General features: G+C 56.5%; 27 protein-coding genes. 21 read left to right on the top strand and 6 right to left on the bottom strand.

The annotated features are described in order from the left end of the window. Positions 1–54: 54 nt before the first annotated feature. Positions 55–1,218: a patatin-like phospholipase family protein gene (locus OQ273_RS09400; RefSeq protein ID WP_267990186.1), complete on the bottom strand. Its 1,164-nt coding sequence runs from the start codon at positions 1,216–1,218 to the stop codon at positions 55–57. A 238-nt stretch (positions 1,219–1,456) separates the two neighbouring features. Between OQ273_RS09400 and OQ273_RS09395 the strand changes: the two genes are divergently transcribed. The 3 genes from OQ273_RS09395 (at position 1,457) to OQ273_RS09385 (ending at position 4,913) form a co-directional block, all read left to right on the top strand. Continuing rightward, a complete protein-coding gene (locus OQ273_RS09395) occupies positions 1,457–3,430 on the top strand; it encodes an autotransporter outer membrane beta-barrel domain-containing protein (RefSeq protein ID WP_267990185.1) in 1,974 nt (657 codons plus the stop codon). A 472-nt stretch (positions 3,431–3,902) separates the two neighbouring features. Continuing rightward, positions 3,903–4,373 carry a hypothetical protein gene (locus OQ273_RS09390; RefSeq protein WP_267990184.1) on the top strand — a complete coding sequence of 157 codons (471 nt, stop codon included), beginning with the start codon at positions 3,903–3,905 and terminating at the stop codon, positions 4,371–4,373. 15 nt (positions 4,374–4,388) lie between these two features. After that, the gene (locus tag OQ273_RS09385) at positions 4,389–4,913 is read left to right on the top strand and encodes a hypothetical protein (RefSeq protein ID WP_267990183.1); all 525 of its coding nucleotides are present in this window, start codon (positions 4,389–4,391) and stop codon (positions 4,911–4,913) included. Positions 4,914–5,043: 130 nt separating this feature from the next. Here the strand turns inward: OQ273_RS09385 and OQ273_RS09380 are convergent, their stop codons facing one another. From OQ273_RS09380 to OQ273_RS09370, 3 genes are all read right to left on the bottom strand, one after another. Continuing rightward, on the bottom strand, positions 5,044–5,577 hold the full coding sequence (locus tag OQ273_RS09380) for a hypothetical protein (RefSeq protein WP_267990182.1): 534 nt from the start codon (positions 5,575–5,577) through the stop codon (positions 5,044–5,046). A gap of 126 nt (positions 5,578–5,703) precedes the next feature. Further along, the gene (locus OQ273_RS09375) at positions 5,704–6,006 is read right to left on the bottom strand and encodes a hypothetical protein (RefSeq protein ID WP_267990181.1); all 303 of its coding nucleotides are present in this window, start codon (positions 6,004–6,006) and stop codon (positions 5,704–5,706) included. A gap of 51 nt (positions 6,007–6,057) precedes the next feature. Beyond that, a complete protein-coding gene (locus OQ273_RS09370) occupies positions 6,058–6,381 on the bottom strand; it encodes a hypothetical protein (RefSeq protein WP_267990180.1) in 324 nt (107 codons plus the stop codon). Between the two features lie 429 nt (positions 6,382–6,810). Between OQ273_RS09370 and OQ273_RS09365 the strand changes: the two genes are divergently transcribed. The 13 genes from OQ273_RS09365 to OQ273_RS09305 all read left to right on the top strand — a co-directional run bounded on the left by OQ273_RS09365 (position 6,811) and on the right by OQ273_RS09305 (position 21,686). After that, on the top strand, positions 6,811–7,851 hold the full coding sequence (locus tag OQ273_RS09365) for a cell wall hydrolase (RefSeq protein ID WP_267990179.1): 1,041 nt from the start codon (positions 6,811–6,813) through the stop codon (positions 7,849–7,851). 337 nt (positions 7,852–8,188) lie between these two features. Continuing rightward, positions 8,189–9,082 (top strand): hypothetical protein, encoded by an 894-nt coding sequence (locus tag OQ273_RS09360; RefSeq protein WP_271292102.1) that lies wholly within the window; start codon positions 8,189–8,191, stop codon positions 9,080–9,082. 41 nt (positions 9,083–9,123) lie between these two features. Next, positions 9,124–10,149: a major capsid protein gene (locus tag OQ273_RS09355; protein ID WP_267990177.1), complete on the top strand. Its 1,026-nt coding sequence runs from the start codon at positions 9,124–9,126 to the stop codon at positions 10,147–10,149. A 50-nt stretch (positions 10,150–10,199) separates the two neighbouring features. Continuing rightward, positions 10,200–10,427 carry a hypothetical protein gene (locus OQ273_RS09350; protein ID WP_267990176.1) on the top strand — a complete coding sequence of 76 codons (228 nt, stop codon included), beginning with the start codon at positions 10,200–10,202 and terminating at the stop codon, positions 10,425–10,427. Further along, positions 10,424–10,690: a spike base protein, RCAP_Rcc01079 family gene (locus tag OQ273_RS09345; RefSeq protein ID WP_267990175.1), complete on the top strand. Its 267-nt coding sequence runs from the start codon at positions 10,424–10,426 to the stop codon at positions 10,688–10,690. Before OQ273_RS09350 ends, OQ273_RS09345 begins: the two co-directional genes overlap by 4 nt. A 9-nt stretch (positions 10,691–10,699) precedes the next feature. Next, positions 10,700–11,287, top strand: coding sequence for a phage connector family protein (locus OQ273_RS09340; RefSeq protein ID WP_267990174.1), 588 nt, complete (start codon positions 10,700–10,702; stop codon positions 11,285–11,287). Positions 11,288–11,293: 6 nt separating this feature from the next. Continuing rightward, positions 11,294–13,774, top strand: coding sequence for a phage tail protein (locus OQ273_RS09335; RefSeq protein WP_267990173.1), 2,481 nt, complete (start codon positions 11,294–11,296; stop codon positions 13,772–13,774). A gap of 1 nt (position 13,775) precedes the next feature. Further along, positions 13,776–14,210, top strand: coding sequence for a hypothetical protein (locus OQ273_RS09330; protein ID WP_267990172.1), 435 nt, complete (start codon positions 13,776–13,778; stop codon positions 14,208–14,210). A gap of 2 nt (positions 14,211–14,212) precedes the next feature. Beyond that, positions 14,213–15,607, top strand: a complete 1,395-nt coding sequence (locus OQ273_RS09325; protein WP_267990171.1) for a hypothetical protein — start codon at positions 14,213–14,215, stop codon at positions 15,605–15,607. Then, positions 15,607–16,566, top strand: coding sequence for a hypothetical protein (locus tag OQ273_RS09320; RefSeq protein ID WP_267990170.1), 960 nt, complete (start codon positions 15,607–15,609; stop codon positions 16,564–16,566). Before OQ273_RS09325 ends, OQ273_RS09320 begins: the two co-directional genes overlap by 1 nt. A 1,543-nt stretch (positions 16,567–18,109) precedes the next feature. Continuing rightward, entirely contained in the window at positions 18,110–20,311 is a 2,202-nt protein-coding gene (locus OQ273_RS09315) for a hypothetical protein (protein ID WP_267990169.1), read from the top strand. Position 20,312: 1 nt separating this feature from the next. Beyond that, positions 20,313–20,726 (top strand): hypothetical protein, encoded by a 414-nt coding sequence (locus OQ273_RS09310; protein WP_267990168.1) that lies wholly within the window; start codon positions 20,313–20,315, stop codon positions 20,724–20,726. An 84-nt stretch (positions 20,727–20,810) separates the two neighbouring features. Next, positions 20,811–21,686: a hypothetical protein gene (locus OQ273_RS09305; protein WP_267990167.1), complete on the top strand. Its 876-nt coding sequence runs from the start codon at positions 20,811–20,813 to the stop codon at positions 21,684–21,686. Positions 21,687–21,726: 40 nt separating this feature from the next. On the opposite strand, the gene OQ273_RS09300 is transcribed toward OQ273_RS09305, so the two are convergent. Beyond that, positions 21,727–22,527 (bottom strand): glycosyltransferase family 2 protein, encoded by an 801-nt coding sequence (locus tag OQ273_RS09300; protein WP_267990166.1) that lies wholly within the window; start codon positions 22,525–22,527, stop codon positions 21,727–21,729. Positions 22,528–23,607: 1,080 nt separating this feature from the next. After that, the gene (locus tag OQ273_RS09295) at positions 23,608–23,760 is read right to left on the bottom strand and encodes a hypothetical protein (protein ID WP_267990165.1); all 153 of its coding nucleotides are present in this window, start codon (positions 23,758–23,760) and stop codon (positions 23,608–23,610) included. A gap of 287 nt (positions 23,761–24,047) precedes the next feature. Between OQ273_RS09295 and OQ273_RS09290 the strand changes: the two genes are divergently transcribed. The 5 genes from OQ273_RS09290 to OQ273_RS09270 are packed head-to-tail and all read left to right on the top strand — an operon-like array spanning position 24,048 to position 26,035. After that, entirely contained in the window at positions 24,048–24,833 is a 786-nt protein-coding gene (locus OQ273_RS09290; RefSeq protein WP_267990164.1) for a glycoside hydrolase family 19 protein, read from the top strand. Continuing rightward, positions 24,830–25,036, top strand: coding sequence for a hypothetical protein (locus OQ273_RS09285; RefSeq protein WP_267990163.1), 207 nt, complete (start codon positions 24,830–24,832; stop codon positions 25,034–25,036). The genes OQ273_RS09290 and OQ273_RS09285 overlap by 4 nt, the downstream gene beginning before the upstream one ends. After that, complete coding sequence (locus OQ273_RS09280) at positions 25,036–25,431, top strand: hypothetical protein (RefSeq protein WP_267990162.1); 396 nt, start codon at positions 25,036–25,038, stop codon at positions 25,429–25,431. The genes OQ273_RS09285 and OQ273_RS09280 overlap by 1 nt, the downstream gene beginning before the upstream one ends. Next, positions 25,428–25,772 (top strand): hypothetical protein, encoded by a 345-nt coding sequence (locus OQ273_RS09275; protein WP_267990161.1) that lies wholly within the window; start codon positions 25,428–25,430, stop codon positions 25,770–25,772. The genes OQ273_RS09280 and OQ273_RS09275 overlap by 4 nt, the downstream gene beginning before the upstream one ends. Continuing rightward, positions 25,772–26,035, top strand: a complete 264-nt coding sequence (locus OQ273_RS09270) for a hypothetical protein (protein WP_267990160.1) — start codon at positions 25,772–25,774, stop codon at positions 26,033–26,035. Before OQ273_RS09275 ends, OQ273_RS09270 begins: the two co-directional genes overlap by 1 nt. The last annotated feature ends 6 nt before the right edge of the window (positions 26,036–26,041 follow it).

The following is a 26,041-nucleotide window of genomic DNA, read 5'->3' as shown; positions in this document are numbered from 1 at the left end:
AAATACAACAAGGTTTCCAAGTTGAAATTCCTTTTCCTCTCAAAATATCTATTATTAATTTCCGGTTCTGCCGGGCTTTGCTGTTTCTCCGGTTAGTATATTGATGAGGTCATCAATCAGAGCTTGGTTTCCATTGACAAAATCAAGGCCGGCCTGACGGATCCGTTGCCTGTTGTCCGGCGAGAAATCAAAACTGCTGGTACCGGCGGGCACGACTGGCGAGAGGACTGTCAGCGATATATCGACCTCGGATTCGAAAGCCGCATGACGTTCGAGCGCGCCCCGGCTTATGTTCGTCTCGCCGCGGTAAAGAAGCGAAAAGGCAGGCCTGAACCACTGCAGTAGGCCGCCCCTGATACCCGTGTCCTCTGAAATGGAGAAATCCCGGACCGTCCCGAGGGCAACGACGACGAACTCCTCGGCCTTGGGCAGATGCGTACGCGCATGGAGATAGGCAAGATCAGCCGGCTCATTGGAAATCAGTGCCGGGTCGCCGTAGAAATAGGGTTTGGGGCCATCGCCGGCCAGAAACACGGCGGGGAAGACGCTCGGTACACTGGTAACGGCGGTGATCAGCGACCACAGGAAGAGATTGGCCTCAGTCTCGTCCCAGTTGCGGAAGACCTTCAGGCCGCTCGTCTTTTGGGAATAGGCAGGAAACATGACGGGACGCAGCAGATCGCGAAAACGCGCCTCGCCCGTCATATCTCTTGCAATGGCAATCCGCCCGTCATTGGTCAGCGCCGGTCCAAAGACGCCGAAACCGGTCAGGATCTTGTGGTATAGCGGACCATCGAGAATCCGTCCGGATAAACGGTTATAGGCATCGATCGCCTCCGCCGCGCTCATCGGCCGACCGCTTTTGGCCTCGGGATAGAGAAGAAGCGTGGAGATCATGGCGCCTGTCGAAGAGCCGGCGACGAAATCGAACAACTCGTAGATCGGCTTTCCTGATTTTTCCTCGATCGCCTTGAGCACTTCAAGATCGGCCAAACCGAAGAGTGCGCCGCCTTCAATTGCCAGAATCCGGACCCTGCGCGGATCGTCAGTCTTGATCGGTACGGGCGCCTCAAAATCGGCCCGCTCCGGCCAGGCCTGGAGCGTATCCTCGTATTCGGCCACATGGCGGCTGTAGACATATCCCGTCACGCCATAGGCCAACAGGGCAAGAACGAGAATGCCCAGCAGTGTTATGATGAAGCGGAAGAACCTTCTCACACGCGCCCTCCGGACCCGTTTTGGATGTCAATCCTCTTACCATATGTCAGGCCGTTTAAGCTGGGGTAAAGGCACATTATCTCGTGTCGCTTCGATGGGCCAGCAGGCCGGGGAAGGGCAGGCGGTTACGTGTTCCAGCGCATTGTGATTTTCAAGTAGATCCGCTTCGCTATAACTATTGTCGAACCAGCGTCCGGACCGCGCTGAAAGATCCACGGTCAAAGGAGCAGACGTGTTGTTGCGTAAAGGAAGAACGGTACGTTCCGTTGTCGCCGCGTTTTTGATGCAAACCGGCATTGCCGGCCTACCGATCGCAAAGGCCCAGGACGTGGTGATACCGTCTGGAACCACCGTCTTTACGACGCAGACAATCGCGAATCCGGAAGACACCCTGACCGTCGAAGACGGCGGCGCGATCGATACGTCCGGCAGCAGTGGCGACGGCGTCGATGCCAGCGGAGACAATCAGACTGTTAAGAACCAGGGAAAGATCACGGTCATAGAAAACGGGATCTCCAGCACCGCACAGAATGTGGTTATCAGCAACACCGGCACAATCACCACGGAGATTTCGCCGCTCATCAATGACGACATAGGCATCGGCATTTATTCGGATGGGGATGCGGCGCACATAGAGAATACGGGTGCAATCACGGCCGTGAATTACGGCATACGTTCAAAGAAGGGCGACGCAAAAATCATCAACACGGGAAGGATCGATGCGCTGAACCATGGCATACGCTCGGATGGCGAAAATGCGATGGTCATCAACTATGGCACCGTGAACGGAGACTCCCAGGGCGTTGTGGTGGGTATTCACGCGATCCGGTCCGGCGGCGCATCGTCCGTTGTCGCCAATTACGGGACGCTCCTTTCCCAGGATGACGGCATCTTCTACGTCGGCGACAACGCCGTCATCAGCAATTACGGCGTCATAAAACCGGGCGGATGGGGCATCGGTTCCCAGGGAGATAGTTCCAAGATTATCAATGCCGGAACCATCCTGGCAGGCAACGGCGATGGCGCCATCAATCTCGTCGGGATGGAGAGCGAGCTCATCCTGCAGCCGGGTTCGGTGCTTGTCGGTGACATCGCCTTTTTCGGTATCAGCGAAACGCTCACGCTTGATCCGGGTCACAACCTGGTCCTTCGCTACCAGGGCGCTTTCTCGAATCTGAACACATCAATGCCTGTCATACACGACAGCGGCGATATGATGATCTACAGCGTGGACCCGACCGGCTTTGCACTTTCACAGTCTTTCATTCAAACGATGGCGGGCGCAGTACATGAAACCGTGCGTTCGGGTTCTGCCAGTGACAGCTCCACGGGTTCTGCAGTTTTTGGCTTCGACAATGCGGGATCTGATCAGGCTGCAGAAAACCGGAGCGGCTGGGTCGCCGCCTTTGGCGGCTATCAGACACAAAATGGTTTAGGTGCAGTCACCGGCGGCAATCAGGCCTATGGGGGCATCACCACCGGCGGCGGCATTGACGATGGGGAGCGGTCGATTGGTGCCTTCCTCGGGAGTTCCTATTCACAGCTTAAGACGGACGCCGGCAGCCAGGAAATCGATGCCGCATCCTTTCTTGGCGGGCTCTATTTCGCCCATCCGTTTGGAGAGACCTTCCGGATCACCGGGTCGGTCCTCGGAGGCTATACGAGATTCAATTCGGACCGTATCATCGCCAATAATACCATCGCCGGTGGCTTGGAGACGGCCGTTGCCGACTACAGCGGCTATGTCATCTCACCCTCGGTGACGCTCGCACATACACTCACCGAGCGCACGGAGGTGAGCATCGGCGGATACTATGCCGGCCTCTTTATCGACGGCTACAATGAAACCGGATCGTCCACCAACCTGACGGTGTCCAGCCGCGACATTCACATCGCGGCTGTTCGGTTGCAGGCCAGATATCTGGCGTACCAGCAGCAGACGAACAAAGGACATCTCACCGTTGAAACGTGGGCAGGGGTCGACGGCAATTTTCTTCTTGGTGGCGATGCCGTCGGCGTGCAACTGGCAGGGACGCCGCTGAGTTTTCCAGCAACCTTCGCCAAGGCGTCGGCGATAGGTTTTGCCGGTATCGGCTTCAATCACACTCCGAGCATCGGCAACTGGTCAGTCAACACATCGCTTGAGGGGCGATTTGGCACGGAAGGCTATGCGGAAATCACAGCCGCCGCATCCGCATTCTTGCGGTTTTAGTTGGAGCACGTGTTTGGCGCTCTGAAATTCCGCATGCACAAATCGCAATGTTCCGTAGCACTTACAGTCTGGGGTCGATAGGAGGCTGATCGCATAATTGGAAGACGGTGGTTATACAGCCGTGCTGGATCGTAGTTGCTGGTAAGTAGCGGTCTCATGAAGTTGAATTCGGAGATTGAAAGCTCGTAAACTCCGTAGGATATTGCCGGATTTTATGCCATGTTTTCAGGGCATTGTCGGGGTCGGTGCAGCACGAGCCTCCTACAGCCCTTTAATGGGATCGCGGTTTGTCCGCCTATCCCCTATAAACAGCAACAACACAGCTAACATCACTTTACTGCGTCTGCATGACACGAGGCCCGCGCCATTGCGTGAATGGAGCACTGCAGGAACAAAAATAGAACACAATCTGGAGTAGAACATAGCCCGATTCGATAAACAGAGGCCAATCGAGATGCGGCGAGTTTTTGTGATGCGTGTGTTCCTGTTCGCCGGTATTCTATTCTTTTCCGGCTGCTTTACCGTCACCCGATGGCACGTGCTCGAGCGTGTGCGCTCGGCATTGCCCGATGTTAACGTCTATGCGACCAAAGCCTTCTACTCGGATTTCAATTGCGTGGCCGGCGTTTATTCCGTTCAAGATGACATTTTGGCTGAACAAGTCCTGGAGAGCAGTGCTCCGGCGCCTTACCGAGAACTCGGAAAAACCTGGATTGAGGTTTCCTCGTTCAAGCATTTTCTGGAGCAGGAAAAATCAGGTCCGGACCAACTTACCAAGGAAATTCTCGATGTTGTCGGGTATGCCGAAGACTGCCTAGAGAAGATCGACGCGTCCATCGACATGATCTATCGCTCGCTGGTGATCATGACCTTTTCGAAGAACCGAAGCTCAGTTCTGTCTTTCCTGCGGAGCGATATGAGCAAAATTTATTACTTGGCCTGATGAGGATCAAAACCAATGCCTATTCGCAAACTTGTTGCGGGTGTCCTTCTTGTGCATCTGCTGATGCCCTCGCCATCGGCACATGCTGATATCTTTTGCAGGTTGGGAAATCTTTTCGAAGAGGACTTGTCTCATTTGGTTAAAGACAAAATACACTGGGACAAGGCGGCAGGCACGATCGACTTCACGGAACTTGGCGAGGAGTGGCGGGAGGTCTGCCTCACATCAATCTCCTCGGGCGGATACGATGTCATAGATCTCAGCCAGCTGAAATTTATGGAGGGCCTTTTGGGGAAGGAGATTTGCCGTCGGGATGCCCAGGAAATCATCGCTCTGATTTATGACCATTCCGGCAATGCACTGCATCTCCCACTTACCGATGTTCTCAGCGTAAGCGGCCCGCAGATCTCTACAAATTATCAATCAAGCGGCACTCCGGAGGGGTTCGGCCAGTGCAGTTATACGTCGAAGGCAGTCGCCCGATGTCTGCCAATCGAAGCACACAGACATAGCCGCTGTTTGTATTTGTTTGACGAGTGAAATTGATCATGGCTGGGATAGTACCATCCGACGGACGGCAAATCTCTAATGCCAGGGCGCACGGGTATCGGACCGTGGGATGGGCGGGTACTGGATTTCCATAGGACGCAATCGACTCATCGTTTCGATGCTAGTCGCTACAATGCCCAGGAGCCAATGACTTGGACATGCGGGCGATGATCGGGTCAAACGCGGCCTTTTGATCTTCGGGATAAGTGGCGTACAGGTTGTTGGCGATCTCAATGCCACAATCTGTGCTTATCAGGACCTTTATGTAGAAGATCTCGTGATCGGCAACACCGGAATAAATAAACCAGTCTGGGCCTTTGGCAGAATACGTGACATCCGCGCCATCGCTTTCAAGCGCGTTGAGGCGAAAGGCCTTGTATTCATCCCAGGTGCCAATTGAACTCACATAAGAACCATAGACGCCAATTTCACTTTTCCCGTCCATCGAAAGCCATCTTTGGCCGTCTCCATTCGAAGGCGGAGGCAGGGGGGAAAAACCATACAATGGCACGTCCGCGATGGTCCCAAACCGGGAGTTTTCGTATCGCATCCAATCACTGGCGGATGAAACCCCCGCCGTGATGGCAAGGCTCAGCGTCACAAGGAGAGGGCGAGAAAAGATCATGCGCTGAAACTTAAGTACAACCGGAAACAATCACAAGGTTATTCCCGCTGTGGTTGTTGCTCAGCAAAACGTTGAGGATGATTCAACGACCCCGCAAGGCAATTTAGTCAGCATAAGAAGTTCATAATTTCCCAGGCCGGCTTCTAGGCGCCGATCCTATTCGTCAAAGCACTTCGGCCGGTAAACTTCCATGTTGATCAACAGCAAATCGCCGATCATGCGGTGGGGGTATGCAGGACCATTTCCACTGATTGGCATGAGCGCGCGGTAGGGGATGCCGGTGCCGATACTTGCAGAATAGTACTCAATCGTATCACCGTCCCGGTGCCTTATCGTCCAGGTCTCGCCGGAAATCTCGACTGTCTGTTCCTCGCCCCAAACCTCGTGAACGAAGACGTCAGTTTGACAGGCTTTACCGGCATTCACCAGTCGCAATGAAAAGAATAGAAATAGGAACAAACACCGACTGCAGGACATAAAAGACCGTTGATTCATCCAAATGTCTCTTGTTCAGTCCGCAGGATAAAACAGTTTTGTTCCATCCTGAAGAACCATCAACGCGCCATTTGCGTCGCTGGTGACATCTGCCTTCGATTGCAACTCACCGTTTTTGCCAAAGCGAACATTTGCAGTTTGCGCGTCCAGCCATTCAATCTGAAAATCCTCGTGCGCAAAACGCAGCGTTCCGTTCGCTGCGCCGGAACTTCCATAAGCACAAGGTTCTACCTCTCCGTTGATTGAGCAGTTGTCCCACTGCCAGCAGCGATAGGTATTTCCGTCGCAAAGATCCGCTGCCTGTGCGGTTTGAGCTGCGACAACCAGAAACAAGGTCAATAACTTCATCCGCACGAACCGATCGGAAATATGCCATGCCCTTGACATCACTGCTCTATTACTTCCTCCGTGCAACTTCCGAACAGAACAACCTCACCGCGCGCAGGGTCCTGATAGTAAATTTCAGGAGGAATGATGCCGAAATTGAGGAACATTGATTTTGTAGGGGTTTTTACCCCTCCTACTTCGTCATAGGAGCAGTAGTACCCGGTTCCGCATGCGCGCATTTTGTAAATGGTCCCGTTGATCTCGAAGTTCCCTTCATTTGTAGCTGTTGCAACAACTTGACCGTCTTTGCTCGTAAACGGACCGTCACAAGAAATTCCGGCTATAGCGGAACTCTGCACAAGCGTCAGGACCGTTACGAATAGCAAAGCGAATCTCATGTCTTTGTCGCCATTATCAAAGAGCACTAATAGGTAGTATAATATGAAGAAGTTTACCGCAGAAGATGTATCAGCCCTGGCCGCGGCTGTCTACGGAGAGGCGCGCGGAGAAAAGCGAGTTGGACAGGATGCCGTTGCACACAATGTGATTAATAGATCAAAAATCGCAGACGTCTCGATATCAGATGTTGTTTATGGCTCTGCCCATGCAAAGTATGGCCAATACTCGTTTGCAAACCCGGGTCCCTATGCGACGTCTATATCGAAAGCTCCGCAAAACGACAGCAAAGGATGGAAGAATGCGGTCGAAGTTGCGGTTGACGCATTGACTGGCAGGACAATAGACCCAACTGGCGGTTCGACACACTATTTTAACCCCGGAGGGAATAGTGCGGCCTCGGACAAATGGGCTGCTGGGATGACTGATCTCGGCATGGTCGGAAAGCACCATTTCTTCAAAGATACGAATCGGGCTACGCGGGCCATTGTTCGCGCCTCTGCCCGGTCGCAATATAAAAGGAAACCTCTAGTTGACCCAAATCAGGTGGCCTATGCACTTGGTGTGCCCGTTCCGCTGGGAAAAGGCGTCACTGCGCGCGACGTTCTCAACAAAGTTACTCCTGAATATGGCTCGCTATCGGGCGATATGACACTCCTGGAAACGGCGCCAGTGCCAAATCCTGTTGCTGTTGAGCAACCAACAACTATAACGCGACCCGACGGCGATTCTGATGCAATGGAGCCGCCCAAGCCTGAAGATCACGACCCAATCGCGGATATTATTGAGGAAGATGCCGCCCAGCAGCAGTCTCAAGCACAGAACTTGAAGGAGGCACTGGACGCGCAATCAGCGGCCGATGCCAGGTTAAACGTCCTGAAAGTCCGAAAAGCGCCGCTCCCACTCAATCCCACCATACGGCGCCTCATGTCCGGCGATCCTTCAGCGCTTGCACCCGAGAACAGACCATTTTCGCCGAACCTGCTGCGCCTGCTGATGGGCGGGAGGGCGCATCCTGTGAAGGGGGCGGCGCGGCTTCACGACATTGCCCGCCCTCGGCCCAATCGTTTTGAGCCGCGAGAGTAGAAATCTTTACAAATTGCCGATGATGATCGATCGGAAAAACCTCGCATTATCAGCGCATTATCAGTCTTTCGACTGCATAAGCCTCCCGCAGCCCTTTAATGGGATCGCGGTTTGTCCGCCTATCCCCTATAAACAGCAACAACACAGCTAACATCGCTTTACTGCGCCCGCGCCGGCCGTTTCTGCGGCCCGCTGCATGCGCTTCTCTTATTCAACATTTGCCGCCGCGCCACGCGGCGGTTTTGCGATCCGCATGGAACGGCCATGCGGCCTCAGCGTGCCGTCATCTTCTCCCAAGACGATGGCAGCGGTGCGCGCCAACACAAGGAAAACAATGATGACGATGCTTGAAGGGTCCGCCGCAGAGGCGGGCAGCCTGGATGCTGGACATGGCGGGGCGGCTGAAGGGTCGGCTGCCTCGGCTTCGGATCTTCTTTCCGGTCTCGACAGAGACAGCCGGAGCTGGATCGACGCGAACGGGATCGGCGGCGAAAGCACGCAGGAGATACTCTCCGGACTTGTCACCAAATCCCGCGAGATGGAAAGCCTGATCGGCCGTTCCGTCCGCCTGCCGGGCGAGGACGCAACCGATGAGGACGTTGCCGGGTTTTACGACCGGGTAACGGAAAGGCTGCGCCCGCAGGACCCGTCCGGCTACGAATATTCGTTGCCGGAGGGGATGCCAGAGGACATGCCCTACGATGCCGACTTTGTTGACGCGTGGAGGCAGTTCTCCCACGAGATGAAGCTGCCGTCGCAGGTTTCGTCAAAGGCCCATGACTGGTTCATGCAGAATGCCGCAAAGGCCGTAGAGGCCCAGTGGCAGCAGAGCCAGCGGGAGTATGACGACAAGCTGCGCGCGGCGAGCGGTACGCTCGAGGAGAACTGGGGCAGGGCCGGCAGCGAGACGTTCGAGGCCAACCAGGAGTATTTCCACAAGGCCGTGAACGCGCTCGGCGGCGAGGACCTCATGCAGGAACTGCAAGGGGCCGGGCTGGTCGACGAGTTTGACCAGATCGCCGCGCCGCATCTTGTCATGGCTCTCTCCAGGATCGGCCGCGACCACCTGTCGGAAGACCACATGGTGACGGGCGGGGCGGGGGGCAAGAACCCATTCGCCGACGACAGCAAGAACTGGGGCGAGCAGAACGCCATCATTCGCGATGACCCGCAACTGGCGCGCAACCTGATCCGGGCGGCGGGCAAGAGCCCGCAGACCTACAAGCTTTGACGGCAGGCCGCGCGCAACCAGCCATGACGAAAGGGTTTTAAATGGCGACCACAAAACGAACCGATATCATCACGCCGGAGGTCTACCTGGCCTATATGGAAGAGGAGTTTCCGGAACGGAACATCTTCGTGCGCTCCGGCATTCTCGAAAGCCCGCCGAAGGAGGTGCAGTCGCAGCTCAATGCGGGCGGCCGGCTGATCAACATGCCTTACTGGGATTATCTTTCCCGCAGCGCGCCGGACATTGTCTCCGACGACGATACGGTGGAGATCACCCCGCGCAAGATCACCGCGAGCAAGGACCAGGCGGTCAAGCATTATTGGGCAAAAGCCTATTCGCACATGGATATTGCCGGCGTCATGGCGACGGGCAACCGCAAGGATCCGGAAGGCCATGTCCTGAAGCACCTGTCGGAAGACTGGATGGGCGCCGAGCAGACCATGCTGATCGCTGCCTGCCGGGGCGTCTTTGCTGACAATGCGGCAAATGACAGTTCCGATATGATCTATTCTGTCTATCAGGACATTGCCTCGCCGACGGCGGCCAACCGCTTCTCGCGCTCGGCCTTCGACCGGGCCTGCCAGACGATGGGCGACCGGCTCGGCGACGTGGTGGCGATTGCCATGCACTCGTCGGTGTTCCTGGCCGTCCAGGACAATGACGACATCGACTATGTGCAGGATTCGAAGCTGGAAAAGGAAATTCCCTATTACAAGGGACGGCTGGTGATCGTCGACGATCAGATGCCGGTGACGGCCGGCACCAATGCCAGCAAATACACCTGCTTCCTCTTCGGGCGCGGCGCGTTCGGTTATGCCTCGGCGGCGCTCGACGCCGACCAGGCGCTGGAATATGACCGCTCGCCTCTGAAGGGCAATGGCGGCGGACAGACCAATATGGTCACGCGCCGCCACTGCATCCTGCACCCGCGCGGCATCAAGTGGACGGACGCCTCCTGCGCCGGCATCTCGCCGACGGAGGGCGAACTCGCCAACGCGCTCAACTGGGACCGGGTCTATGACCGCAAGAACATCAAGCTCGCGCAGCTTGATGTGAACGCGGGCTGATCCGCCAATCAAACGGGGGCCTCGGCCCCCGCCTTCCTCGGAGAACAATGATGACAAGCAGAAAAGCCATCCTCGATGGCAACGATGTCGTGCGCCGCAACCACCTGAAACGCCTGGCGGACGGACCGGACGGCATCGCCCATCTGGTTCCGGCGGACGACGGCAAGGCCGAACAGCGCCGCAAACTGAATGACGACGTGGCCGAGATCGGCCGCCGGAACCGGGCCGCGGCCATGCGCGCCGCCAAACGACGGACAAAGGCCGGGAGCGCGAAATGACCATCGATCCATTCAAGAGCAAGAGCAGCGATGTGCGCTCACCCTACCGCACGGCCCATGGCGTGACGCTGGATGCCGATTTCGATTTCACCAGCCGGGCTGTCTATGCGGGCGCGGCGGGCAATCTATCCGTCGTGCTGGCCGATGGCGGTACGGCGACCTTTACCGGCCTTGCCGCCGGCACGGCACTGCCCATCGCTGCGACGCGGGTGCTCTCCGCCGGCACCACAATCGCCGCCTCCAACATCCTGGCACTGCTTTAGGAACTGCTCATGACATCCGCGATGACCGAAACCGGCGTCTGCAACATGGCGCTCGATATCCTGCATGAAGGACCGATCAGTTCCATCGAGGACGACGAGCCGAATGCGCGGCGTTTCAAGCGCAATTTCGATGCGTTGCGCGACGCCTTCCTCGCCGCTCATCCCTGGAACTTCGCGGTGAGCCGGGCAAGTCTTGCTGCGAGCGCCGAGACGCCGTTTTTCGGCTGGGATCACAAATATCTGTTGCCGGGCGATTGCCTGAGGCTCCTTCCGCTGAAGGACGGGGGCCGCTTCAACGGTGCGCATATCGCCCATGAGGTCGAGGGCGGCTACATCCTGACGGACGCCAAGGCGCCGCTGAAGATCCGCTATGTGCGGCGGGTGCCAGCACTGGGGCTGTGGTCGCCGTTGGCCGTAAAGGCCTTTGCGTCCTTTCTCGCCGCCAATATGGCCCATGCGGTGACAGGCAAGGCGAGCTATGCGAGCTTCGCCGCAGGGCGTTTCGATGACGAGCTGAAACGCGCCCGCCGGGTCGACGGCATGCAAGGCTCGCTCGAGCGCGCTGACACGAATGACGTGATCGCGGTGAGAGGCTAGGGCGAGATGACCGTCTATCCGATCCAGGCGACTTTCACGCGCGGCGAACTGGCGCCGGAACTGCACGGGCGTGTCGATATCGACCATTACCGTATGGGGTTGGCGAGGTGCGAAAATTTCTATGTTCTCAAACAGGGCGGTATTCGCCGCCGCTCCGGCACCGTCTTCGTCGCGGAAGTTAAAAACAGCAATGATGCCTGCCGGCTCTTCCCCTTTGCCTTCAATGAAAGCCAAGCCTACGCCATTGAACATGGCAATGGCTATTGCCGGTTCTTTGCGCTGGACGGCCAGGTTTTCAACGGCGGTGCGCCCTACGAAATCCCGTCGCCCTTTGCGCTGAATGATCTCGATGCGATAGACTATACGCAAAGCGCCGACGTGCTTTACATGACTCACGGATCCTACGCGCCGCGTGAGTTGCGGCGCGCCAGCGAAACGAGTTGGGCGTTCTCTCAGTATGATTTTCAGGACGGGCCGTATCTTAGCGAGAATACAACCTCCACGACGCTGACACCGGCTGAAACCGGGCACATCACGCCTCAGATGACAGGCGCGGCGACGCCGAGTGGCACCGTGACGAGCGGCGGCGGAACGCAACCTTACCGGATCTTCAACCGGGACAAATCCGAGAACATCACCATTGACGGGGGATCGCATGGATTTGTCCAGTACCAGTTTCCCGGCGGCACGCGGAAGGTCGCAGACGCCTATTGGATCACATCCTCCAGCAACGCCGCCCAACATGGCGATTATTTCACACAGTGGGAGTTCCAGGGCTCGAATGACGGAACCAACTGGGTCACGCTCGACAGCCGGGATGGCGAAACCGGCTGGTCGGGTTCGGAAACCCGCTACTACGAGTTCGACAACGATGTCGCCTATGAGCATTACCGCCTGAATTTCTCGGGCGGCGGCGGGGCAGACGGTGTCAACACCAATGTTGCCGAGCTCGCTATCCACCAGAAGGCCAGCGATCAGACACCATTCGATCTGACGGCATCGTCAACGGCCGGGATCAATGACGGCACCGGATTTCAGACAAGCGATGTCGGCAGGCTTATCCGTCTTCTAGGGGGAGATGGTGTCTGGCGGTGGGCCGAAATCACTGGGCGGACCTCGACAACCATCGTCAAGATACGTCTGCACGGCCAGGCCTTGCCGGATACATCGCCGATCGTGACCTGGGCGCTTGGCGCGTGGTCCCACGAGAGCGGCTGGCCGCACAGTGTCGGTTTCTACCAGGAACGGCTGGCCTTCGGGCGCACCTATGCGCAGCCACGAACGGTCTGGCTGTCAAAATCACTGCAGTTCAACAGCTTTGGAGAAAGTGAGCCGGTGATCGCATCGGACGGTATGTCAATCACCATGACCGGCGGCCATCTCAACGCGATTTCTTTCATCCGCGAAGGCGGTGATCTGGTGATCGGCACGAGCGGCTCCATGCGCACGTTGGGACCGGCATCGACCGCAGAGGCTTTTTCTTCGACGAATATCCAGCAGCGCCAGCAAACGACAACAGGCGCTGCACCCATCCGTCCGGTGACCGTCGGCAATACGATTATCTATGGCGGCTTTCATAAATCGGCCCTGCACGAATTTTCATTCTCGTTCGATGTAAACGGCTATCTGTCGCCGGAACTCACGGTACTGTCCTCCCATGCCTTCAAGGCGGGGATCAGTTTCCTGGCCTATCAGGAGTTTCCGGACGGCATCATCTGGTGCGGGCTTGACGACGGGACACTGACGGCAACGACCTATGACAAGGCGCAAAAGGTTGTCGGCATATCGCGCCACAGGATTGCCGGCGGGCAGGCGGGTAAAACCGGCACCGTCGAAAGCGCCTGCATTGTTCCCGTTGAAAATGGCGACCGGCTCTGGATGATTGTCCGCCGCACGATCAACGGGCAGACCAGACGTTTCGTCGAATATCTTGAAATGCCGTTTGACGGTGCAGACGTGTCTGAAGGTATCTTCCTCGATTGCGCTGTCACCATCGACAGCGGCGGTCCGGTCACCACGGTTAACGGCGCGGGCCATCTTGAAGGATTGACGATCGGCGTTTTCGCCGATGGCGTCGATTTGGGTGATGCCGTCGTGTCCGGCGGCGTTTTTAGTCTGCCGGGCGGCATCGAGGCGTCAAGAATTACCTACGGTCTGCGCTATGAGAGCTACGCCGAAACGCTGCGCATGGCGCAGACCGGCAATCGGGACGGCGCATCCATCGGTCGTCGTGCGCGTCTTGTATCCGTTGCGCTCGATCTTATGGAAACGGGATACATCAAGGCCGGATCGAAGGCCCGCCAGTTCGACTATCTGTTCCGCCGAACGGACGAGAACCTCGGCAGCGAGCGTGAACTCCATACCGGTTTCAAGACCCTGTCGTCGGAAGACCATTGGTCGAATGGTGGCGTTGTTGTGCTGCGGTCGGACAGGGCCTATCCGGCCACCATCAGAAGCATTGTCGCATCAGTTGAAGGAGAACCCTGATATGTGTTCACCCCTTATCGGAGGCATCGTCTCGGGCATTGGAAGCCTGATGAGCTCACGCAGCAATGCGTCGGCTGCGCGCGCGCAGGCGCGTATGCACGACCGCCAGGCGGCGATGGAACGCCAGCGCGGGGCGTTTGAAGGCGCGCGGGCAACGGACAAGGCACGCCGGCTTCAGGGCCAACAGGTGGCGAATTTCGCAGCCTCCGGCGTCCAGCTTGCTGGCAGCCCCGGCTCGGTGATCGATGACAGCGCTGCAGAAGCGGCGCTGGATGTGCAGGCGATCCGCTATGGCGCAGAGGCACGGGCGTCGAACCAGCAATTCAGCGCGCAGCAGAACCGGAGAAAAGCCAAGTCGATCATGTCGGCTGCGCCCATCGGCTTCCTGACACCGGTCATTCAGGGTGCGGCAGAGCTTGCATCGAAGATCCGCTGATCATGGCACGTATACCAATCTATACCGCGCAGCGCTCACTCGATACGGATCGCGGCGGGATGCCGCGCGTCCAGGCCGATGATCATCTTGGCGGCGCTCTTCAAGGGCTGGGACGGTCCATTGCGGCGCTGCCGTTTGGAAGCCGGCGGGAGGCATCGGACGACAACCAACCGCAGCAAAGCGATGACAACCGCCCGCAACAGAGGCAGAAACAAAGGCGGCAGTCGCAGGGCAATTTCGGAAAGTTTCGTGCGGTGGCCGATACGCAAACCGCCTTGAAGCAGGGTTATGTGAAGCACCTGGAATCCATCAGGCCCGACGGCGCGGATTTTTACGATACCTTTAGCAGAGACATCGTGGAACCGGAAATCACCAAGGCCGTGGCGATGTTCCCGCAGGAAGAACAATCGACGATCAGGGACATCATATTGGGGCGGGCCGAGCCGGTGCTGCAAAGGGCGGCGGAAATGGAGCGCGAGCAATCGGCAAGCTTCTATGAAGCCGAAACGGACCGTCTGGCGGCCGGTATTCTGGACGATGTCGATCCGTCCCCGCAGAGCTTCACCGATGCCCGGGAGCGGCTTGGCGAATTGATGAACCTTTCCGTACTGCCGAAAGAGCGTGCGCGGCAAAAGGCGGCCGAGTTTGACAAGGAGCTGGCATGGACCGCCGCATCGCGCATTGCGGGCAATGAGCCGGGACAACTCCTGAACGGGATGCTGGGCTTTCAATCGCCTGCAAGCGGCGGAGAGGGCGGTTCGACGACTCTTATGAACTCCGGCGATGTCGCCAGGTCCTTGACCGGCGGCGATGAAGAGGCCGCCCGGATTGTCGAGCGTTTCATTATGAAGGCGTTCGGACAGTCACGGTCCGCCGGAGAGGCGGGCGAAGCGGCGGTGACGACGGCGGCATTCCTTGCTCCGGGTCGTCCCTATCAATTGGGCGACTGGGCGACGGAAACGACCAAGCCCCGGCGCGGCGATCTGGTTGTACTTCCGAATGGCGGCGTCGGCCTGTTCGACCGGGCCGCTGATGATGGCAACTCGCTTGTCCTGACCGCGAACCGGGACGGCATACCCGTGCTCGAACCCTACGACCGGCAGGCGCTTGATTTTCGCCGCGTGTCCAAAATCCCGCCGGAAGAGTTTGCCCGGATGGCCGAGACAAGCCGCATGGCGTTTGGCCTGACCGAGGCGATGACGGTAACCGAACCCGATCCACGATTTCTTGGCCTGTCGCTTACCGGCCGCCTGGCCCTCATCGCCGATGTGGCCCGGCTTGTGCGTGAGCCGCCTTCCTCCTATCCCGGTTCCGATGCTCCCCAGCAGTCGGAGGACGAGGCAGACGGCGGTTGGGTTGTCCTGGACGACGGCAGACGTATTCGGAGGATCCGCTAGTGCCCACATTCGAAATCGAAACGTCGGGTGGGACATTCGAGGTTGAAGCACCGGATCAGGCAAAGGCTCTCGATGCGCTTCAAAATTATGAGCGATCCTATGATGGCCATACAGCTCATTTCATACCTCTGCACCGGGATAGACAAGGCAACTGGTCTTTGGCTGTGCTCCGTGTGTTGTCCGATATGTGGACCGGGGCCAAGGACGCCATAACCCTTCCCGGCGATGTCGCGCGCGGCCGCTACAACCTGCCCTCTTTGGGGCAACCGGGTGTTAGTGAAGATGATGCCGGAAACGTCTATCAACATGGAAAGCTTGCCGGCAATCGCATCCTGAATCAGCAGAGCTATCTGGACAGGGCTTTTAATCTCAGCGGATTCGCAGTCGGCACCGGCACTGCGTTTACGGCGGTGCGCGACCCTAAACGGGCTTTGGACCCTTCCGTGCTTAGGTCAGGCGGTGGAGTTGGAAAAACGAAGCCCGGTCAGATCGTCAAGATCGGAGGCAGATCATTCCTGACGTCGTCTGACGGTACGATCGACTTTGGAAGGATCAGCAAGGAGATGGCTGAGGCCAGCGGTGGAAGGCTATCAGAAAAACCAATTCGCCTTGAGCTAGGAGAGACTGGAACAGACGGATATGGAGCTTTGCACCTCGGGCCACAAAGGCGCGAGCGCGCTGTGCGTCTGGGCTATCGAGATGAAATAGAAATGATCGAAGACGTGGCCCGACATTTTGACGTTGCGGTTGAACAAACCAATGGGCGTCTCATGTTGGTGAAAAAAAACGGAACCAATAGATATGTAATCGTCGAATTGATTGAGGGAGAGGACGCCTTCTACGGTGTCACAACAACGTTCATTGAGGGTAGCAAAAATGTTGGCAAGGAACGACACACAAATTTACACAAAGAGCTACACAAACGGGGTGGGAAACAAATCTGGCGCAGAAATAAATGAACTCCGGGATGGTCGGCCTGCCCATCAACAGAACCCGGGTGCCTGTCCTTTGCTGCTCCGCTCATACATTTGATCCCGGATATGAGAAGAGCCGTGGCCGAATTAAGCCGGAGCCAAGTGCAATATAGTGCCTTTTGGGCACATATTCCATACCAATAAATCCATGAGATGCGGCTGCATATGAATGAAGAAATCAACCTGTTGGAGAGTGAGCCCTAGGTGCACGCCCGGCACTGACCGAAGTCCCTATCGCGGCGAATTGGCTAAGGTCCATGAAGCTCAGGAGGAGAACTTTTTTCTGCTTGCCTGTTCGTTGGGGTGGGACGGAGGAAGAGCTAGGTTGCGTCGCCGTATGACAGCGCTTCAACGAACGTCCAAACAGATATTACTCCGTTTCCCGCATAGGTACTCACCGTCCCGCACACAAAATATGAATTGCAGGGCAAAACGTCAATGCACTTCAAAGTAGAGTTCGGAAATTGTAACCGGATTGGTTTGGGAAGGTGAGCGCTGGGCGCACGCCCGACACCGACCGAAGTCCCCTTGGCAGCGAATTGGGTAGGGCCAGTAGGTACATAGGAATAAAAGGTAAGCCAATCAAGATTTTAACCCCGGGATGGTCAGCTATCCATCAGCAGAACCCGGGTGCTCTGCCCTCTTTACCAATCCGTACATTGGTCCCGGATACGAAAAGGCGGCGCTGGATTAAGCCGGAGCCAAAGGCAAGACAGTACCTTTTATTCTTATGTTCCATACCAGTTAAAGTAGCCCCGATGCATCACAGGAATAGCCTTTCCCTGTGGGCTACGCACCCTGACCTCCCGGTATAGGATGCCAGAGTGGGAGCGGGGCTTGGTGCAACTTAACAGCGAAACCATCGACAAGAAAGGCAATTTTGGAGAACGGGTGCGCGAAACGATGAGCGAAGTCCCGCCCGTTATATGAGAAAGCGGTCAGGTGAACATCCGGCAGTTCAACCCTTGTTGCCAGCAGCCCCGGTGAACCGCAGGAGTTTTATGCCCCTGCGGCCTACGCACAAAAGCTTCCTTTCTTCAGGAAGGCAGATGTGGGAGCGGGAAACGCCGGGATGGACGACCTACCCATCGACAGAACCCGGGTGCCTGTCCTCTGCTACCCCTCGCGTACATTTGATCCCGGATACGAGAGGAGCCGTGGTCGAATTGAGCCGGCGAATCAGCAATGCGTTCTTGAACGTTGTTTGCAAACCCTTGTGACCTTCGGTGACCCGGCCGGCTTCGTTCCCGCGTCGGGCCTACGCATTCACGCCTCCCGGTACTGCGCGTGAATGGGAGCGAAGGCCGACAGTGACATAGGCCGCATCGTGCGAGAATACAAGTATAGCGGGTATCTTCTCATATCTGAAGAAGGAAGAGAAGGCGAGGGCAGCCGCCACGATCCGGAACAATCCAGCCGGTCTCAATGTCTTGAAGCCGGGTGAATGAAACCGCGGTTCCCTGGAGCCGTATCGTCGATGTAAGGGCCGCACGCCATGGCGGCCCTTGTTTTTTCAACTGAGGTCATCATGACAATTTCAACGACGACGAACCGCGTCCGCGCAGCGGGCGACGGCAGCACGACCGTGTTTGCGTTTCCTTACTTCTTTGAGAAGGAAACGCATCTTTCGGTCACTATCACCGATGCCGGCGGCAGCGAGAGCCAGCAGACCTTGTCCGTGCACTATACCGTTTCGGGCGCGGGAAACGCCGGGGGCGGGACGGTTACCTTTGTGACAGCCCCGTCTGCGGTGCAGACGGTGACGATCATCCGCGACGAGCCGCTGACACAGGAAACCGACGCCGACGATGTCGGCACCTTCCGCGAGCAGGCCTTCGAGGACCAGTTCGACCGGCACGCCCGCCAGGCGCAGCGCCTGCAGGAGCAGGTCGACCGGGCCGTGAAAATGAAGGCATCCTCCGCTCATGTCGGCCCGGATTTCCCCGAGCCGGAGGCGGGCAGGGTGGTTGCCTGGAATACGGCCGGAGACGGACTTGAAAACAGCGTGACGCCCGGCGAGATCGCGGCGGCCAATACGGCTGCGATCAACGCCGCCGCCAGCGAGACGGCGGCAGCCTCAAGCGCTGCGTCCGCCTCCGGCAGTGCGAGTTCGGCCTCGACAAGCGCCGCCAACGCGGCGGCCTCGCAAACGGCGGCGGCGGGGAGCGCGGCGGCAGCCGGGCTTTCGGAAACGGGCGCGGCAGGCTCCGCCACGACGGCCAACACGAAGGCGGGCGAAGCCTCGGCCAGCGCCGCGGGCGCGGCGGCGAGCGCCGGCGATGCCGCGATATCCGAGACAAATGCGGCCGGCAGCGCAGCGGCGGCGGCAACCTCCGCTGCCAATGCGGCAGCATCCGAGACCAGCGTGTCAGGATCCGCAGCGGGCGCTGCGGCTTCCGCGGCGAATGCGGCAACATCCGAAGCGAATGCGGCCGGCAGCGCCTCCGCCGCGGGGGCGAGCGAAACAGCCGCCGCGAACAGTGCGACCGCCGCGCAGGTTGCGGAGATCGACTGGACGGGCGCCTGGGCGACCGCAACGGCCTACAGCGCCGTCAATCCGAGACAGGCGGTCGGCAACAATGGCAGCAGTTATGTGTGCATGCAGGCGCACACCTCCGGTTCGGCCAGCCAGCCGGGCGTCGGCGCAAACTGGACGACCTACTGGGAGGTTCTCGCCCAGCGCGGCACGGACGGCATCGGCGCCGGCGACATGCTTGCGGTCAACAATCTTTCGGATCTGTCAAATGCTGCGACGGCACGCACCAATCTTGGCCTTGCCATCGGAGCCGACGTGCAGGCGCACAAACCGGTTCTCGACAGCACGGATCAAGCTTTCACCACCGCGCTCAAGACCAAGCTCGACAGCGTGGAAGCGGGCGCGGACGTGACCGACACCGCCAACGTGACGGCGGCCGGCGCGCTGATGGACAGCGAGGTGGACGCCGATATCAAGACCCTCAGCCTGCCGGCGAACACGACGATCAGCGCGTTCGGCGCAGCACTGATCGACGATACCGCAGCAAGCAACGCCCGCGCGACGCTGGGGCTGGGCAATGTCAACAACACAGCGGACGCGGCAAAGCCGGTGAGTACAGCACAGCAGGCGGCGTTAAATGCGAAGGTGCCGACAACACGCACGGTGACAGCGGGAACGGGTTTGACGGGTGGTGGTGTATTATCAGCAAATCGTACCATCAGCGCAAACATCGCCAGCCAGGCTGAAGCGGAAGCAGGTGCGGTGACCAACAAGCTTATGACCCCACAACGAACGGCTCAGGCGATTGGGGCTTTGGGGGGAGGTGGTTGGCCTGACGCCATTCTTGAAGATCAGAAGGCTCCAGGAACAAGCGGTCAGTCCATTGCGGCGGGTGCTTGGCGACATCTGGACCTTAACACCGAGGTGCATGACCCAAAGAACATTGTTTCGATCACATCTAATCAGTTCACTCCAATAGTGGCTTGCCATTGTGAATGGATGACCCCCGTGCGACGTGCAAACAACATGCAAAGTCGGGTTTATAATGTGACTGATGGAGTTGTGGTTGCTTCGTCAACTTCTGGCTTTGCTGGCGGGTCGCATGCGACATTCAACGTGCACGGTATTTGCGATCTTCTTCCGAACAAAACTTATCGCGTTGAGCTTCGATATTGGCATGGCACGCAATCAAATGCTGCGGGTAACCACGGTGAAACGGAACATTATCTCAGAGTAAAGCTTTGGAAACAGTAAGATGAAATATGCAAAAATTATAGACGGTGTTGTTGACGTAATCCGACTGCAGAAACCGTATGGGCGAGGATGGAGTAAAGTCTCGGATGGTGTCTATGCAAACTTTTTGGACAACGGTAACGGGACATTTTCTCCGCCATCGTCTCCGGCATCAACTCAGGCAGTTGACTACCCACTGAGTCCGGCGCAGTTTGATGTGGCTCTTTCATTGATGCGCATAACCGTCGAGCAAATCGATATGGCTATTGATGAGGTAATAAACGATCCGGCCGAAAACGCCTTTGCTAAATCAAAAATACGGAAATCATTGGAATACGAGCGTACGGATAGGCTATTTTCTTCTCTTGCGCCTATTCTTGGTGTCTCCGACGCGCAAATTGACGAAGCATGGATTCATGCTAGGGACTTCCGATAAATATTCGATTGGTGAGTTAGATGCTCTAGCAATAAGTGCACAATATGATTATTCGATGCACAATGTAACCAGAAACGCAGCGCGATGATTTCACAGGCATTAGAAGAAAGAATAAGACGGCTCATTCCGTCAGGGACAGTCATAAAGAAAGCACGTGGCATGGTAAGACACCATCGCCGGTCACGGAAGGAAGATAGATCCTTCGCGGGGGAATATGCCCACCTGAATCAACTAGCCGAAAAGCTCGGTATTGAAGCCGGCTATGTAGTCGATATCGGGGCGAGCGATGGCGTCAATCAGTCCTGCACACTAGGGTTTTTCAAGCGCCCGGACTGGTCGGGACTTGCGGTGGAGGTGAGGCCAGAGCAGTTTGGTCAGATGGCATTCGTTTACACGGAGTTTTCAAACACCCAATTGGCAATGAACCGGGTAACACCTACCAATGTCCGCTCCTTACTGCAGGCACATGAGGTTCCAGAGCGGTTTTCGATCCTGAATATCGATATCGATTCCTATGATTTGCCCGTTGCCGAGGCGTTGCTTAAGGGTGGTTATCGACCGACGATTATCACTTTGGAAATTAATGAAAGCATCCCGCCACCCGTGTTCTTCACTGTGGATTATCATGAGGATGTGGAGTATGGAAATGGTGCATTCAACGGGTGTTCCTTGGTCGCCGCGGCGGAAGTTATCCGACCGTTTGGGTATAAGCTAGAGTCCCTTCAATATAACAACGCAATGTTTGTTCTTACATCGGAGTGCAATGAGGTTATCGAGGACAAGGACATAGTCGCTGCTTATGATGAGGGTTTCAGGGATAAGCCGGATCGGGCCGAACTATTTTCATGGCATGAAGACATTGACCAGATACTCAATGCCGAACCTGAAGAAGTAATCAATATTTTAAGTCAACGCTTTGTAGGCTTTGAAGGTAAGTATACATTGAAAATCACTCGATAGGTAGCACGCCACATAACTACGTGGATGAATGCAAGGGGTCTTAGACAAAATTATTGGCTCTGCGGATTAATGCACGACCGGTTGAACGTATCAATCGGGATACCCGATTTGCGGGTTTATGTCCTTTTCGATATTGTGATAGCGGAAGGTCGATGACTATTGATTGTCGATAGTGAAATAGACATTCGATATCGAATTCGAAGTCCTCAGCACTGCCAAAACAAAGCTCTCCCCAATCTTTCCACTGCACTTTTTCAAACACGTTCTTTCGAACGGTCACATGCCCGGAGTGAATGCCTATGTATTGGTTGCTATACCGGCTTTGAGGAAGACCTGCGCAGTACACTGAACCGGTGCAGTCAGAGATTGATTGTTGTCCATTTGAGAAGTGCAAGCGCAATAAGTCATCAGTTTTTGCACGAATAGGAATTGTGTCTGGCCAGTGACAAAAAAGCGGCGACCCTAGCGATGTACACCCGTGGCTGACGTGAGAAACAGCCTCGTCCTTGAAGACTTCCTCAAGCACCTTGATCCTATTTGGGTAAGGTAAATCGTCACTGTCAAAAAAAGAAATGATGTCGTTTGTGCAGTGAGCCACAGCGGCTTGCCGGTTTGGTCCATGTTTCAATGTTTTTACGTGTCGAAGCAGATGGAATGACGGGAAAAGCTCTTTCCCTAAACGTTCAAGGGCGTTGACTGTGGGGCGCCACACCTGGTCGGCATTGCTCAGTGAGACGATCAACTCGTTGGGGACGGTTTCACCGGATGCAAAAGCCCTTAGCAAGCTTGGCAGATACTGAACATGAAACGGGATAGAGGGGATCACCACGGTAATCGGCATGGTGATATGGGATATACATCTGCAACCACAAGTCAACAGCGTGGCAATAGTGTTTTCGAAATGTCAGCTTTTCTTTTAAGGAGTCATGGTCGGTTGCTTCCTAAGCCCCAGTAGGGTCTGGATGATAGTAGCACGGGGTAAAGATGAACGCGCCTACGTGTCCGAAGGCGATGCAGTTTTGTCTTCTGAAGGCAAGCAACTCTGATGATACCATTTAGCAAACCGCTGACATGGGCATTGTGAATAGGAAGGCCGTTGGGGCAGAATGTTTAACTGGGAACGCAGCCAGTTTGCAAAGTAGGCACTCAGAAAGTTCTATGACCTAAATCGCACCATCGTGGCAGTGCGCGCACTTTCTCCAAAAGCTGCAGCGCAGATTTTAATCGATAATTCTGCGGATATGCATAATCCGACAGATGACGTTGTCTTCGACCCAGACAAGGAAATTGTTACACGACTACGAATCTTTCAAGTCGATCCTGCAGTCGGCATTCAAGCGCGTGAACTGAAGCTAACGAAATACGATACTTCAACATCGTCTCTTGTTCCGCCAAAAAAGGAAGTCGTACCGTTTGGTTGACGCAAGTTGCGAATTGAGGAGGGTCGGTAGCCCAACTAGACAGGATTCTTCAAGAATTTGGCCACATGGACAGTCTACGATGCTGAAGATAGTTTTCCGCGAGGAAGTCGCACAACATATGGTTATGATCGGTGAGTATACGCAAGAAGCCTACTTTAGGGATGAGTTCCGTAAAAGCTATGGCCAGTTTCTAACGTTCATCACCGGCGGTTAGCGGACATTGTTCTCATTTCTGATTTTAAAACCGTCACCGATGGCCATTGGTATTCGTTGCCGCAAGACAAGTGCTAACGTTGGCACTCCTGTTTGACGAATTTTGAAAAGAGGAATTCCCGTGATCCGCACAATATTCTTCGCGGCAAATCGGAGTCGTAGTAGTGGCGTGTTGCGCACGGTCTGTAGACAGGTGGCGTTGGTCGTCAACCTAAATGCAGACAATATCTAGGCGGTACTTGCCTCGGCAGAAACCGGATACGGCACGCAAATAAAATTTCGACAAATTAAGGAATTAAAATCAGTCCACCACCATCGGCAGGTAAAGCGGGTGGGCTGCCGCCGCCCTTGGTACCTGCTCCGGAGACCACCGTCATGGCCGTGTCGTTGCTAGGTCTGGCCGTCTTTTTCATGACAGGACGTTCATAGCTCTTCTTCATGTCATTCCTCGAGGCCATACACCCCCAATCAAAGCGAGTGTAGTTGTTCAGATAGCCGCGACGGCGTGCGGTATCTCAAGAACAAGAGCTTATCCGGTTCTTATTTCTTCTTAAGAGACAGCGGAACGATTGCTGTAGTCTTCTCGAGTCTGCCTTGTGCTCGAGCCTGTGGTTTTTCGTAGCTTTTTTTCATTGCCTAAACCTTGTGATGTTTAGAAACAATAACTTTAACTTGCGGGCTACAGATGTGTCAACTTCACCTCTACGTCTTGAATTGAGGAAACTTCATGAACCGTACAGCATTCTTTACGGCGCTGCGGCGTCGTGGGAGTGGCGTGTTTGGCACGTCCTTATCCCAGCAGCAGGTGAGGGGTATCGAGGGTATTCTTGATGCCTTTGTCTCCCATGGCGATGGGCGGGCGAAGACGCTCGCCTACGCACTTGCCACCGCCTATCACGAGACCGCTCGGCGCATGGTTCCGGTGCGTGAAACGCTCGCGAAGGATGACGCCACGGCTCGCCACCGGTTGCGCCAGGCCAGATATGCCCAACCGGAACCACCTTACGGCCACGCCTATTACGGCCGTGGCCAGGTGCAGCTTACCTGGAAGCGCAATTACGAGCGTTCAAGCGAGGACGCCGGTGTCGACCTCGTCAGATATCCTGACAAGGCGCTCGATCCGGTTATCGGCGCGCGCATTCTCATTCGAGGTTTGCTGGACGGGCGCTGGAACGGCCGTGGTTTCGGAATTGCTCATTACCTGCCCGATGCCCGCAAGGATGATCTCAAGGGCGCCCGGCGGACCGTCAACATTACCGACAAGTGGGAAGTGATTGCCGGCTACTACCGCTCGTTTCTCATGGCGATCCGCAATGCAGGCGGTGTGCCCAGGGACACGGTCAACCCGGCATCGGTATCCCAAGCGGGTTTCACCGAACGAAAGTGCGGTTTGACTTCACCCGGCAGCAAACCCGACGCCGCCCCGCGCGTGGTTTCAGATACAAAGCCCGGTTTCCGTCCGCTGGCCATGCTGCTGTCCATCCTCACCCTGGTATTTGGAGGAAAACGATGACCAGGAAATACTTCAAACCCCGATCACTGACCTGGTGGACTGGCTTCGCTGCCCTGTTGGCCGGCGCGGTTGTTGCCGCCGGGGGAGAAATCCCGAGCCTGAAGCCTGCTGCCAATATTCTCAGCGCTATGACCGATGTGCCGCCTGCCGTCATGATCTCGTTCGGCCTCGGGCTGATCGGACTGCGCGGAAAGGACGGCTGATGGTGACTGTTTTGGTAAAGTTGCTCGGCACAGCGTTTGGGCGGCTCACCGGCGGAACGCTTGATCGCATTCTCGATACCATCGATCACAAAGTGGACGACAAGACGGAACGTGACCGGATCCGGGCAGATGTTCTTGCCGATTACATGCGAGCTCAGGTCACTGTCTTAACCGGGCGCGGGTGGTGGTTCCCTTTGTTTTTTATCGTGCCGCTCGGCCTCTGGTTTGCCGCGGTCTGTCTCTATTCCGTCTTATGGTGCGCGGACTGCGCCTTTCCGCAAGACTGGACCGTCGCAGCCCTGCCGTCACCGCTTGACGAATGGGCCGGAGCGATCATCGGCTCTCTGTTTGTCGCTAAAATCGGCGAAACCATTGCAGGAAGGTTGCGTCGATGATCGGAACACGCTTCGGGCGGTTGCCTTGCCTTGCCGTCATTGCGGCATGTGCGTTTTTCGTTGCGACGGGCAGCGTGCGGTCGGCAAACCCGCTTATGACGAATACCATACCGAGCTGTGGTCTTGCTGATGAGCGATTTGAGGCCCTGCTGGTGTCGCTGCAACTGCGCCGCGTCTGGAAGGGAGCTCATGACCGTCACGCCGGAGAACTGGAGTTGTTGGTTGGGCGGGATGGGACATGGTTCCTGTTCAATATCGCCCGGGACCGCCAGGGCCGCAAGCTTGCCTGCCTCGTAGCCCGAGGCATGCAGAGCCGCGAATGGTTCGGGCGGCCGGTTTGATGTCGGATCCCTGCAAGCCCGCCGGTTTGCCCTGGAGCAGCCTGATTGCCCTTTGTGTGGTTGCCGCCAGCATCATTGCCGCCTTTACCACCTTGCGAAGCAATGTCTCGGCGAACGTTTCGGACGTGGCTGAGATGGAAAGGCGCATGGACCGACTTGAAGAAAGGTCCGGCGATGTTCGAGAAAGGCTGAAGGCTATTGAGGTCATTCAACAGCAGCAAAACCAGACGCTTGAGCGCATACTGGAAGCTGTCGAGCGCTGAACCCGC

Source organism: Hoeflea prorocentri (genome assembly GCF_027944115.1).
GTDB lineage: Bacteria > Pseudomonadota > Alphaproteobacteria > Rhizobiales > Rhizobiaceae > Hoeflea_A > Hoeflea_A prorocentri.
The sequence above is the reverse complement of the archived record's forward strand: the minus strand, read 5'-3'. Positions and strand labels throughout refer to the sequence as shown.